Origin of the sequence: Streptomyces sp. NPDC048291, from assembly GCF_043201715.1 — a bacterium.
GTDB lineage: Bacteria > Actinomycetota > Actinomycetes > Streptomycetales > Streptomycetaceae > Streptomyces.
Genome location: NZ_JBICZC010000013.1, coordinates 219491 through 231864, shown reverse-complemented (window position 1 = coordinate 231864; position 12374 = coordinate 219491). Strand labels below are relative to the sequence as shown.

The window sequence follows — 12374 nt, the reverse complement described above, 5'->3', positions numbered from 1 at the left end:
CGGGCTGCGCTGTTCGTCAGGCGGAGGCGGCGGACGACGGCGGGCCGTCGTCCTCCTCGGCTTCGGCCCGGGCGGCCTGCTCGGCCGCCTTGGCCTTGGCGCGTTCGTCCGCCGCGGCGCGGATGGCGCGCCAGGCGGATTCGGCGGCCTGCTGCTCCGCCTCCTTCTTGCTGCGGCCGGTGCCGGTGCCGTACGAGACGCCTCCGACGCGGGCGGCAGCAGTGAAGGTCTTCTCGTGGTCGGGGCCGGTCTCCGTGACGAGGTACTCGGGCACGCCGAGGCTCTCCGTCGCGGTGAGCTCCTGGAGACTGGTCTTCCAGTCCAGGCCGGCTCCGAGGTTCGAGGACTTCTCGATCAGCGGGTCGAAGAGCCGGTGCACCAGCTCGGACGCCGAATCGAGGCCCTGGTCGAGATAGACCGCGCCGATCACCGCTTCCAGGGTGTCGGCGAGGATGGACGCCTTGTCCCGGCCGCCCGTGCCCTCTTCACCGCGGCCGAGCCGGATGAAGGAGCCCAGGTCGAGACCGCGGCCCACTTCCGCGAGCGCACGCGAGTTCACCACCGCCGCACGGAGCTTGGCCAGCTGGCCCTCCGGCAGGTCGGGGTGGGTGGTGTACAGCGTGTCCGTGACGACGAGACCGAGGACGGAGTCACCGAGGAACTCCAGCCGCTCGTTCGTCGGCAGGCCGCCGTTCTCGTACGCGTAGGAACGGTGGGTCAGCGCACGCACCAGAAGGGCGGACTCGAGCTTGTACCCGAGCCGCCCTTCCAGAAGCGTGTGGGACGAGGCCGTGCTGTCCGTCTTCTTCTTGGCGGTTGGGTCCGCCTTGGGCTCATCGCCCTTCTTGGGACTGGACACAGTGCCTCTCACCTGGCCGCTCAGACTTCGAGGACCTGGCGCTTGTTGTAGGTGCCGCAAGACGGGCACGCGATGTGCTGCAGCTTGGGCTCGTGGCAGCGCTCGCACGCAACCAGGGTGGGGACCGCAGCCTTCCACTGCGACCGGCGGTGGCGCGTGTTGCTGCGCGACATCTTCCGCTTCGGAACAGCCACGGCTACTTCTCCTGCTTCTCGTCGACGCCCGCTTCCGCGTCAGCGCCGGACATCTCGTCCTTCTCGCCGTCCTTCGTGGAACCGGCGAGTCCCTGCAAAGCCGCCCAACGGATGTCGACGGCGTCGTGGTGGTGGTCCGGGTCGTCGGCAAGACGGGCTCCGCACTCGGAGCACAGCCCTGCACAGTCGTCCTGGCACACCGGCTGCATCGGCAGTGCGAGCACCACCGCATCACGCAGCACTGGTTCGAGGTCGAACAGGCCGTCCTCGATGAAGAACCTGTCCTCGTCGTCCTCGGCGTCGTCGCCCGGTTCCGCGATCACGCGGCCCCGGTCGTCGGCGTCAGGGTACGAGAACAGTTCCTGGAAGTCCGCTTCGAGCTCCTGCCCGACCGGCTCCAGACACCTTACGCACTCCCCCTCGGCCTGTGCACGGGCGGTGCCGGTGACGAGCACACCTTCCATGACCGACTCGAGCCGGAGGTCGAGCTCCACCGGGGCGCCCTGCGGCACTCCGATGACCCCCTTGATCCCGAAGTCCTCGGGAGCGTCGATCGTGCGGGGCAGGCGCTGCAAGGCACCAGGACGCCGGCCCAGCTCGTGTGTGTCGAACACGAACGGGTTGCGGTGGTCGAGGCGCGCGTGAGGAGCCATTCCTGCTTTCGATCTTCGAGTTCAGAGGGACGCCGTCCGGAGATCCCTCCGGGGCAGCGTTGATCGCGGACGTAGACGCGACCGAAGAGCCAGGATACTGGACCTTTCGCTGTCGGCCCAATCCGGCCGGTCGCTACAGGCCCCGGCCCTGCTCGTAGGCCCGCAGCTGCTCCGGCGTGATCATGCCGGTGTCGAAGAGGCTGGTCTCGTCGAGGGCGTACGACTGGTTCTGCTGCTGGGCCGCCTGCTGGGGGTCGTAGACGGGCTGCTGGCCGGTGTCGTAGCCCTGGTAGGCGGCGGCGTACGGATCGGCCTGCTGGTAGCCGTAGGGGTCCTGCTGGTAGCCGTAGGCGTCCTGCTGGGCGTAGACCGGCTGCTGCTGGGGGTAGCCGTACGGATCCTGCGCCACCGGCTGCTGCATGGGCTGCTGGTCGTACTGCGGCTGCTGCTGCGGCTGGGCGGCGGCGGGCTGCTCGGCCTGGGCCGCCTGGGCGGCCCGCTCGTCCTGGTCGGCGAGGGCCGCGAGGTCGGCCAGGTAGTCGGCGTCGCTGGAGTGCTGGAACGTCGTGTTGTCGTCGGCCAGGGCGCCGAGGGCGTCGGAGGCGATCCGGCCGTGCAGCTTGGCGCGGCCCTTGCCGACCGCCTCCAGGGTCTTGGCGAGCACCGCCTCGAAGGCACCGAGCTTGACGTCCACGTAGGCGTCGGCGTCCCGGCGCAGGGTCTCGGGGTCGTGGCTGCGCTCGGGGGCGTCCTCGTCCTCGTACCCCTGCTCGTCCAGGCCGGGGCCGGTGCCGAGCAGCTTCTCCCGGCCGCGGCCGACCGAGCCGAGGGTCTTGGTGAGGACGACCTCGAAGTTGGCGAGCTTGGAGTCGACGTAGTCGTCTGCGTCGGCCCGGACCTCCTCGGCCTCCTGCCGGGCCTCGGCCAGGATCCGGTCGGCCTCGGTCTGCGAGCGGCGGGCCACCTCGGTGTCGGAGATCAGCGAGCCGCGCTCGGCGTGCGCGGTCTCGATGATCCGCTCGGCCTCCATGCGGGCCTGCTCGACCATCTGGTCCCGGCCGCCGATCAGCTCCTCGGCCTGCGCGAGCGAACCGGGCAGCGCCAGACGCAGCTCTTCGAGCATCGCGAGCAGCTCGGCACGGTTGACCACGCACGACGCCGACATGGGCATGGACCGGGCGCCGGAGACCGTGCTCACGATCTCGTCGAGCTTCTTCTGCACGTCCACCTGTGCTCGCCACTCTCTACAGCTGGGTTGGAGACGGACGGGACGACTGTAGCCCCATCAGTCCTTGCCGAGACGCTTGTTGAGGGCCTCCAGAACGGCCGGCGGCACCAGGTGGGCGATGTCGCCGCCCCACTGGGCCACCTCCTTGACCAGCGAGGAGGAGAGGAAACTGTAGGTCGGGTTGGTCGGCACGAACAGCGTCTCGACACCCGACAGACCGTTGTTCATCTGGGCCATCTGCAACTCGTAGTCGAAGTCGCTGACCGCCCGGAGGCCTTTGACGATGGCCGGGATGTCGCGCTGCTTGCAGAAGTCGACGAGGAGGCCGTGGAACGCCTCGACCCGGACGTTGCCGTAGTCGGCGGTGACCGTGCGGATCAGGTCGATCCGCTCGTCGATCTCGAACAGGCCCTTCTTGGACTTGTTGATCATCACCGCGACGTAGACCTCGTCGTAGAGACGGGACGCACGGGAAATGATGTCGAGGTGTCCGTTGGTGATCGGGTCGAACGACCCGGGACAGACGGCGCGGCGCACTTGAGATCCCTCGCTCTCCGGTCCGGTCATCGTGCGTCTTCGCACGTAGCGGCGGCGCGACCGTACCAAAACGTTCCCTCGCCGTAGCGACGGGACCGGAGGCCTTCGAAGCCGGTCGGCCAGTTGAAAACGCCACCTCTGGTGCTGCGCTCCACGGTGACGAGAGCATCCGGCGCGAGCCAGCCCTGCGAGTGGAGTGTGAGGAGAATCTCCCGAAGATCGTGATCTGTGACCGCGTAGGGCGGGTCGAGGAAGACGATGTCGTACGGCCGGTCCGGGGCCGGGGACTGGATGATCTGCTCGGCTTTACCTGCTCTCACCTCGGCGCCGGGGAGACCCAGACTCTTCACGTTCTCGCGTACGACGCGGGCGGCTCTGGGGTCGGCCTCCACGAGGAGGGTGTGGCCGGCACCGCGGGAGAGCGCCTCCAGGCCCACGGCGCCCGAGCCGGCGTAGAGGTCGAGGACGCGTTCGCCGTCCAGGGGGCCGCCGAGGAGGGACTGCCAGGTGGAGAAGAGGCCTTCGCGTGCGCGGTCCGATGTCGGCCGGGTTCCTGTGCCGGGCGGCACGGAGAGGCGCCGTCCGCCTGCTTGGCCGGCGATCACGCGGGTCATCTCGAATCCTCGGTCTGGGGTTTTCCGGGGTGGTTACGGATTCAGTTTGGCAGCAGGTGCGTCGTGGTTGCTCGCGCCCGCGCGGCGGAGCCGCATATCGGCACAGCCCCGCGCCCCTGAGTCAGTCGCCTCTAGCCCTTTTCCAGGTACTGCTCTCTCTCCTCGTCCAGGAGGGCGTCCAGGGCCGTTCGCAGGCCTGGGAGGTCGGTGAGGTCGGGGTCTCTCGCGACCAGGGTCGTCGCCTCCTCTCTCGCCTCCGCGATGATCTCCTCGTCGTCGATGACGGCGAGGACGCGGAGGCTGGAGCGGGCGCCCGACTGGGCCTGGCCGAGGACGTCGCCCTCTCGGCGCTGTTCGAGGTCGATGCGGGAGAGCTCGAAGCCGTCCAGGGTCGAGGCCACGGCCGTGAGGCGCTGGCGGGCCGGGCTCGCCTCCGGCATCTCCGTGACCAGGAGGCAGAGGCCGGGGGCGGAGCCCCGGCCGACCCGGCCGCGCAGCTGGTGGAGCTGGGAGACGCCGAAGCGGTCGGCGTCCATGATCACCATGGCGGTCGCGTTGGGGACGTTGACGCCGACCTCGATGACCGTGGTGGCGACGAGGACGTCGGTCTCCCCCGCCGCGAAGCGACGCATGACCGCGTCCTTGTCGTCGGGGTGCATGCGGCCGTGCAGGACCTCGACCTTGAGGCCGCTCAGCGGGCCCTTGGCCAAGTGGTCGGCCACGTCGAGGACGGCCAGCGGGGGGCGCTTCTCCGCCTCGTCCTCGGCCGACTTCCTCGCCTTCTTCGGGTCGTCCTCCTCGTCGCCGATGCGGGGGCAGACGACGTAGGCCTGATGGCCGTTGCCGACTTCCTCGCTGACCCGTTCCCAGGCGCGGGTCAGGAAGTGGGGCTTGTCGGCGGCGGGGACGACATGGGTGGCGATCGGGGAGCGGCCGGCCGGGAGCTGGTCCAGGACCGAGGTCTCCAGGTCGCCGAAGACGGTCATCGCGACCGTGCGCGGGATGGGGGTGGCGGTCATGACGAGGAGGTGCGGGGGCTGCTTGCCCTTGCCGCGGAGGGCGTCGCGCTGCTCCACGCCGAAGCGGTGCTGTTCGTCCACCACGACCAGGCCGAGGTCGTGGAACTGGACCTTGTCCTCGATCAGCGCGTGCGTGCCGATGACGATGCCCGCGTCGCCCGTGACCAGGTCCAGCATCGCCTGGCGGCGGGCGGCCGTGCCCATCGAGCCGGTGAGCAGGACGACCTTGGTGGCGTGGTCCGCGCCGCCGAGCATGCCGCCCTCGGCCAGCTCGCCCATCATCTCGGTGATCGAGCGGTGGTGCTGCTGGGCGAGGACCTCGGTGGGAGCGAGCATGGCGGCCTGGCCGCCCGCGTCCACCACGGCGAGCATGGCGCGGAGGGCCACCATCGTGTTGTGGGTGACCGTGAAGTGGTCGGTGACGTACGCGTGACTCGGATGAGCAACGCTGATGCACTGAACCGGCTTCTGCCCGACGTACTCGACCGCGCGGATTCCTCGTCGAAAGGTGTCGTACTTCGGCCGTGACCGGACGCGGGCAGCCTTTCGGGACAGACGGAAGGGCGGGTACTCAGCGGGCAGAGCCACCGAGACGTTGAAAGCGGAACTCTTCGGCAGGACGCGCGCACGACCCCCCAGCGAGCGCACAAGCCAGGCGACATCGTCGGCAAGCGTACGTGAGGCTGAGCAGAAGGAAGCGCTCATACCGTCGGCATGGATGGTGCCGTCGGTGTCCATGAGTCCCTGGAGCACAGCCAGACGGTTTTTGACGGACGTGTTCTTATAGTCGTCGGGAATGAATTTGTCGTGGGACGTTCGGCCCCACAGGTGCAGCTCCCGCAAGGCCTGGATCACCGGGTTACGAACTCCACCGGCACGCTCGGTGAGCTGGATCGTGTAGTCGCAACGGGAACCCTTCACAGGCACCAGTCGGCAGTGCGGAGCCACCTCCGTTGCCACAGCGTCGCGGATCTCTTCGTCGATGGTGGACAGACGCAGGTTATGGCGGAATGAGCCATCGCCGAGGAGGAGGCCGAACAGGTACGGATCCATCGGTAGCCCGGAGTCACCTCCGAGGTCGACAGGGGTCGCAACCGGGAGATACCACTTCGAAGATCCGTTGGCTCTGAACGTGTCCAGGCGGATCTCCCGAGTCGTCATGACCTTGGGGGCTTGACCTCGGTGCCACCCGCAGCTTGTTCCGACGATCCAGAGATGTTCGTCATCGCATTCCACAGAGCTGCCATCGGAGAGCACAAGGCGCCAGACGTCGCGTTCTCCTTGCGGGAAGACACCGTCGATGAGGGCAATCTCCCCCTGCGGCACGATGACCTCGTCCCCCACATCCAAGTCCCCCATCCGACGAAAACCGGCGGGTGTGAGCACCAGTGAGTCGAGAGGCTGTGCCTTCCCCGAACCCACTTCACCCTGCAGCAGGCGGTGCATCGGATGCTCCGTCGCCAGGTCGTCGAAGATCTCCTTCGAGACCTTCTGCTGGCCGTCGGTGAGGGTGAAGGGCAGGCGGTCGTCGAAGGCGGCGAGGAGGCCGTCGGGGGAAGGCCGGCGGGCAACGGCCGGGAGTTGGGCGTCGGCGTGGCGGCGGCGGGCCAGGGCCACCTGGAGGACGAAGGCCTCGTCCCACTTGAGGCGGTCGCGGGCCGCCGCGATGTCCGCCTTGGTGTGCGGGCGGTGGATCCTGAGGAGGGCCTCGGGGAGGGGGAGCAGGCCGCGGCCCTCGCGGAGGGTCGGGGGGAGGGGGTCGAGGGCCTCCTGGGCGCTGGGGAGGACCGTCTGGACCGCCTTGCCGATCTTCCAGGACTCCAGTTTGGCGGTGGCCGGGTAGAGCGGGATGAGGGCGCCCGCCCAGGTCTCGACGGATTCGGAGGGATCGTCGCCGCGGATCAACTCGTAGGCCGGGTGCGCCAGTTGGAGGCGGCGGTTGAAGACCGAGACCTTGCCGGCGAACATCGCGTGGGTGCCCGGCAGGAGTTCCTTGTGCGGTTTGTGCACGCCGGCGCCGAAGAAGACCAGTTGGAGCCGGCCGCTGCCGTCGGTGATCGTGACCTCCAGACGCTGGCCCTTGCCGCGGGGCGCCTTGGCGGAGGCGAACGTGTGCAGGCGGGCGTCCGCGACCATGGCGACCACCGTGACGTGCTCGTCCATGGGCAGGTCGGCGAGGTGGGTGAGCTGGCCGCGCTCCTCGTATCTCCGCGGATAGTGGTGCAGGAGGTCGCCGACGGTGTGCAGGCCGAGATGCTCGGCCATCACCTTTGCGGTGGCGGGGCCGAGCACTGACTTCAGCGGTTGTTTCAGTGGTTCTTCCAGTGCGGGCACGAGATCCATTGCACACCACACCACTGACATTGCCGCATATGTCTCGGGAAACCCCTGGTCAGGCGGCCGTTTTGAGTCATAGGATGGCGCGCTCCGGCCATCCTTCCGCGGTCACCGCCCCACCAGGGACCGCCCGACCCCGCGCCGACCACGTCTTCCCCCCTCCGGCGCAGCGACGATGGACTCCCAGACCTCACAGTCATCCCAGGCATCACAGTCACCTCATACGTTCCAGGTCGACCTGCGTGGTTTGGTGGACCTGCTCTCCCATCACCTGTACTCCAGCCCCAAGGTCTACCTGCGCGAGCTGCTGCAGAACGCCGTGGACGCGATCACCGCGAGACGGGCCGAGCAGCCCGACGCCCCGGCGCGGGTGCGGCTGTACGCGGACGGCAGTTCGCTCCGGGTGGAGGACAGCGGCGTCGGGCTCACCGAGTCGGACGTGCACAGCCTGCTCGCCACGATCGGGCGCAGCTCCAAGCGGGGGGACGGGCTGCAGGAGGCCCGTTCCGACTTCCTGGGCCAGTTCGGCATCGGGCTGCTGGCCTGTTTCGTGGTCGCCGAGCGGATCCGGGTGGTCAGCCGCAGCGCCCGGACGCCGGACGCGTTGCCCGTGGAGTGGACGGCCCGGGACGACGGGTCGTACACCGTGCGGACGTTGGCGCCCGAGGCCCGGCCCGAGCCCGGTACCACCGTGCATCTGGTGGCGCGGGCGGGTGCGGCGGAGTGGCTGGACGAGCGGCGGGTGCTCGCGCTGGCGCGGGACTTCGGTTCGCTGCTGCCCTACGACGTCCGGGTGGGCGACGAGGCGGTCACCGACCTGCCGGCGCCCTGGGACCGGCCGTACCCCTCCCCCAGCACCCGGCGGGTGGCGCTGGCCCGGCACTGTCACGAGCTGTTCGGGTTCACGCCGTTGGACTCGATCGCGCTGGACGTGCCGTTGGCCGGGATCCGGGGGGTGGCGTACGTGCTGCCGTCCGCGGTGAGTCCGGCGCAGCGGGCCACGCACCGGGTGCATCTGAAGGGCATGCTGCTCACCGAGCGGGCCGAACAGCTGCTGCCGGACTGGGCGTTCTTCGTGCGCTGCGTCCTGGACACGGACAGCCTGCGGCCGACGGCCTCGCGCGAGTCGCTGTACGAGGACGAGACGCTGGCGGCCGTGCGGGAGGCGCTGGGCGAAAGGATTCGGTCCTGGCTGACCGGGCTCGCGGCGGGCGATCCGGAACGGCTCTCCGCGTTCCTGTCCGTGCACCACCTGGGTGTGAAGTCGCTGGCCCGGCACGACAGCGAGATGCTGCGGACGATGCTGCCGTGGCTGCCGTTCGAGACCACCGACGGGCAGCTGTCCCTGGAGGAGTTCGCGCAGCGGCACCCGGTGGTGCACTTCACGCGGACGGTCGAGGAGTACCGGCAGGTCGCGCCGATCGCCTCCGCGCAGGGCGTCGGGGTGGTCAACGGCGGTTACACGTACGACAGCGAGCTGGTCGAGGCGCTGCCTTCGGTGCGGCCCGGGTCGGTGGTCGCGGAGCTGGACGCGGACACCGTGACCGCGCATCTGGACGCGGTGGACCCGGCGGAGGAGCTGGCCGTGGCGGGGTTCCTGGGGGTGGCGCGGGCGAAGCTGGACCCACTGCAATGTGACATTGTACTGAGGGCCTTCCACCCCCTCTCGGTCCCCGCCCTCCACCTCGACGACCGCGCCGCCCGCCACGAGCAGGCCCGTGCCGAAGCCGAGGAGCAGGCCGACGACCTGTGGGCGGGCATCCTCGGCTCGCTGCGCGGCAGCGCGCCCCGGGCCCGGCTGGTGCTCAACCACCTCAACCCGCTGATCCGGCGGATCAGTGCCCTCAGGGACCCCGAGCTGATCGGCACCGCGACCGAGTCGCTCTACGGTCAGGCGCTGCTGATGGCCCAGCGCCCGCTGCGGCCGGCCGACTCGGCGCTGCTCAACCGCTCGTTCATCGGCCTCCTGGAATGGGCCACGCATGGGGAAGACGATCGCTGATGGAGATTGCTGACTTCGACTCGCTGCGCCGGGCGATGGCGGAGAACTCCGAGGAGCCGGAGGGTCCCGCCCGCAACGCGCGCGCGGAGCAGCTGCTGGTGGAGGCCGAGAAGCTGAACGTCCCGCTCGCCGTGATCGAGGCGCTCGGGCATCAGCTGAAGGTCTACAACTACAGCTCCGAGAAGGACAGGATGTTCGTCCCGTTCGCGCGACTGCTGCGGATGTGGGACGAGCGGCCCGAGGACTTCGACGAGTACGAGACGCATTCGCTGCACTGGGTCTTCAAGTGGATGACGGCCGGCATGCTCGACCAGCCGCACATACCGCTCGCCTCGATCGAGAAGTGGCTGGGCGAGATGGAGCACCGCTACCGGCTGGCCGGGCACTCCGAGCGGGCGGTGCGCAGCGCGGAGTTCAGTGTCGCCGGGCACGTCGGTGACCTGCCGCGCGCGGAGCGGGCGTACACGGCCTGGCTGGCGGCGGACCGGGACCGGATGGCCGACTGCCACGCGTGCGAGCTGCACGGGCAGGGCGGCTGGCAGCTGAAGAACGGCCGGGACGAGGCGGCCCTGGAGCTGTGGGGGCCGGTGCTGGACGGCGAGTACAGCTGCGCCCACGAGCCGCACACGGTGCTCGCCTCCTCCCTGGCGCCGCTGCTGCGCCTCGGCCGCGTCGACGAGGCCCGGGCGCACCATCTGCGCGGTTTCCGTCTGGTGCGCCCCATGGAGAGCATGCGGGGCGCCTACGCGGACCATGTGGAGTTCTGTGCGCTGACCGGCAACGAGGCGCGCGGTCTGGAGCTGCTGGCGGAACGTCCCGCCTACTTCACGGACACCGGGCAGCCGCGCAGCCGGATGGACTTCCTCGCGGTGGTGGCGCTGCTGATGGACCGGCTGACCGGGCTGGGTCTTGGCGGGCAGCGGGTGCCGGGGCCCGCCGGGCGCACGTGGACCGCCGGGGAACTCGCCGGGCACGCGCGCGCGGAGGCCCTGGAGCTGGCCGCGCGGTTCGACGCCCGCAACGGCACCTCCTACGTCGGCGACCAGCTGCGCGAGCGGATGGCGCAGCAGCCGCTGGTGGACCGGCTGCCGCTGGGCGTGCGGGCGGTGCGTACGGCGCCCGCCGGGCCCCTCGCGCCGGTCGCGCCCGCGCCCGCGCCCGCGCCGGAGCAGGCCGGGCAGCCGTCGTTCCCCGCGCTGCTGGCCGAGGCACGCCGGCTGTCGGACACGCTCCGGCCGCACGCGCTGGAGGCCTGGGCGGCGGTCGCGGAGGCCGCCGAGGAGACCGAGGTGGACACGTACGTCCGCGCGGAGATCGCCGACCACACGGCGATGGGGCGCGGCCCCGAGGGGGTCGAGCTGTTCGAGCGGGCGGCGGAGCTGTACGCGGAGGCGGGCGACGAGGGCGAGGCGATCGCCGCACGCGCGCGTGCGGCCTACGTCCGCGCGCTCTCCGGGGAGCTGGACGAGGCGCTGGCCGCGCTCGACGAGCCGTACGACCGGATCCTCGCGCTCTACGCGGACGACGCGACCGGGGTGCGGCAGACGGCGTCCGTGCTGATGAGCCGGGCGCGGATCCTGATGCGCCAGGTGCACGAGCGGTCCACGGGCGCCGGGGACGCCGAGCAGGCGGTACGGGAGCTGCTGGCGCTGGTCGGCGGGCGCGGCGGGTCCGACCTGCGGCTGGTGTCCCGGGCGGCCGAGGGTCGGGCGATGCTGGCCGAACTGGCCGAGCACGCCGGGGACGGGGAGCGGGCGGGCGAGCTGTTCCGGCAGGCGACGGCGCAGTTCGTCGGCGCGGAGCTGCCGTGGTTCGCGGTCGAGTACGAGGTGCGGGTGGCCGCGCTCGCCCATGAGCAGGGCGACCTGGCCGAGGCGGAGCGGGCGCTGCGCGCGGCGCTGGAGCACGGCGGGCCGTACGTGGAGCCGGTCGGGCGGGCGCAGCTGCATCTGCAGCTCGCCGAGGTCCTCGGCGGCCGGGGCGCGGCCGAGGAGGCCGCCGAGCACGCCCTGGAGGCGGCGCACTGGGCCGACGAGGCCGGGCAGAGCGGCACGCTGGGTGCCTGGGCCCGGCACCAGCTGGGCGGCTTCCTGCTGCGGCAGGGGCGGTTCGCGGAGGCCGCCGAGGTGCTGGAGTCGGCGCTGGCCGACCTGAGCGCCGAGACGCACGGCGACGGCGCGGTCGTCCAGACCCAGTGGTGGCTCGGGGACTGCCTGAGCGAGCTGGGCGAGCACCACGCGGCGGCGGAACGGCGGCTGCAGGCGGCCGAGATCGCCCGGCACTGGCCCGAGCAGCACGACCACGCCACCCTCGCCCACCTGGCCGCCGAGTCGCTGGGCAACGCGGGGCTGCCCGCGGAGGCGGACCGGGCCTACACGCGCGCGGGCGAGTTGTGGCGGGCGATGGGCAACGTGCACTTCCTGGTGCGCTCGCTGCGGGCCCGCGCCTGGCTGGCATTGCGGACGGAGGCGGGGCCGGAGGGCGCGCGGAAGCTGATGGCGGACGCGGTCCGGGAGTGCGAGGCGGCGCTGGAGGCCGTCGGGGACCCGGCCGCGGCGGAGCGGCTCGCCGGCGAACTCGGGCACACCCGCCGGCAGTTCGGGGACCTGCTGGCCCGTTCGGTGCCGGAGGACGCCGACGATCCGGCGATCCAGGAGGCGTTCGAGGCGGCTCTCGCGCAGATGACGGCCGCGATCTCGGTGTTCGCCGGGCTGGGCGAGGACGGGCTGCACAGCCGTACCGCCGCGGAGCTGGCCGCGGGCTGGCTGGAGGCCGACCTGAGCAGGCCGGCCGCGGCGGCGGCCCGCGCGCGTGCGGTGCTGGACGCCTACGAGGGCGCCGACCCGGCCGACGAGACGGTCCGGGCCCGGCGGGCGGAGGCCCGGCAGCTGCTGGAGCCCACGGAGGAGTGAGGGCGGCCGGGAGCGGGGC

The 12374-nt window shown here is 71.1% G+C and carries 9 protein-coding genes; 2 read left to right on the top strand and 7 right to left on the bottom strand.

Features of this window, described 5'->3' with window-relative positions:
* Positions 1 to 16: 16 nt before the first annotated feature.
* The 7 genes from rnc to ACGF5O_RS33660 form a co-directional block, all read right to left on the bottom strand.
* Positions 17 to 871, bottom strand: a complete 855-nt coding sequence (gene rnc / locus ACGF5O_RS33690) for a ribonuclease III (protein ID WP_393813665.1) — start codon at positions 869 to 871, stop codon at positions 17 to 19.
* An 8-nt stretch (positions 872 to 879) separates the two neighbouring features.
* A complete protein-coding gene (gene rpmF / locus ACGF5O_RS33685) occupies positions 880 to 1053 on the bottom strand; it encodes a 50S ribosomal protein L32 (RefSeq protein ID WP_007493396.1) in 174 nt (57 codons plus the stop codon).
* 2 nt (positions 1054 to 1055) lie between these two features.
* Positions 1056 to 1706, bottom strand: coding sequence for a YceD family protein (locus ACGF5O_RS33680; protein WP_393813664.1), 651 nt, complete (start codon positions 1704 to 1706; stop codon positions 1056 to 1058).
* A 133-nt stretch (positions 1707 to 1839) separates the two neighbouring features.
* Positions 1840 to 2934, bottom strand: a complete 1095-nt coding sequence (locus ACGF5O_RS33675; protein WP_393813663.1) for an ATP synthase F0 subunit B — start codon at positions 2932 to 2934, stop codon at positions 1840 to 1842.
* Between the two features lie 57 nt (positions 2935 to 2991).
* Entirely contained in the window at positions 2992 to 3471 is a 480-nt protein-coding gene (coaD, locus tag ACGF5O_RS33670; protein ID WP_362583540.1) for a pantetheine-phosphate adenylyltransferase, read from the bottom strand.
* Between the two features lie 26 nt (positions 3472 to 3497).
* Positions 3498 to 4085 (bottom strand): 16S rRNA (guanine(966)-N(2))-methyltransferase RsmD, encoded by a 588-nt coding sequence (gene rsmD / locus ACGF5O_RS33665; RefSeq protein WP_393813662.1) that lies wholly within the window; start codon positions 4083 to 4085, stop codon positions 3498 to 3500.
* Between the two features lie 131 nt (positions 4086 to 4216).
* Positions 4217 to 7447: a helicase-related protein gene (locus ACGF5O_RS33660; protein ID WP_393813661.1), complete on the bottom strand. Its 3231-nt coding sequence runs from the start codon at positions 7445 to 7447 to the stop codon at positions 4217 to 4219.
* A gap of 169 nt (positions 7448 to 7616) precedes the next feature.
* Here ACGF5O_RS33660 and ACGF5O_RS33655 point away from each other — a divergent pair, with 169 nt between their 5' ends.
* Together ACGF5O_RS33655 and ACGF5O_RS33650 are read left to right on the top strand one after the other, a co-directional pair.
* Positions 7617 to 9443, top strand: coding sequence for an HSP90 family protein (locus tag ACGF5O_RS33655; RefSeq protein WP_393813660.1), 1827 nt, complete (start codon positions 7617 to 7619; stop codon positions 9441 to 9443).
* Positions 9440 to 12355, top strand: coding sequence for a tetratricopeptide repeat protein (locus ACGF5O_RS33650; RefSeq protein WP_393813814.1), 2916 nt, complete (start codon positions 9440 to 9442; stop codon positions 12353 to 12355). Before ACGF5O_RS33655 ends, ACGF5O_RS33650 begins: the two co-directional genes overlap by 4 nt.
* Positions 12356 to 12374 lie beyond the last annotated feature (19 nt).

Coding starts and splice junctions, on each gene's coding strand:
- ACGF5O_RS33680 (WP_393813664.1), bottom strand. CDS start 1,706: ATGGCTCCTCACGCGCGCCTCGACCACCGCAACCCGTTCGTGTTCGAC.
- rsmD (WP_393813662.1), bottom strand. CDS start 4,085: ATGACCCGCGTGATCGCCGGCCAAGCAGGCGGACGGCGCCTCTCCGTG.
- ACGF5O_RS33660 (WP_393813661.1), bottom strand. CDS start 7,447: ATGGATCTCGTGCCCGCACTGGAAGAACCACTGAAACAACCGCTGAAG.
- ACGF5O_RS33655 (WP_393813660.1), top strand. CDS start 7,617: ATGGACTCCCAGACCTCACAGTCATCCCAGGCATCACAGTCACCTCAT.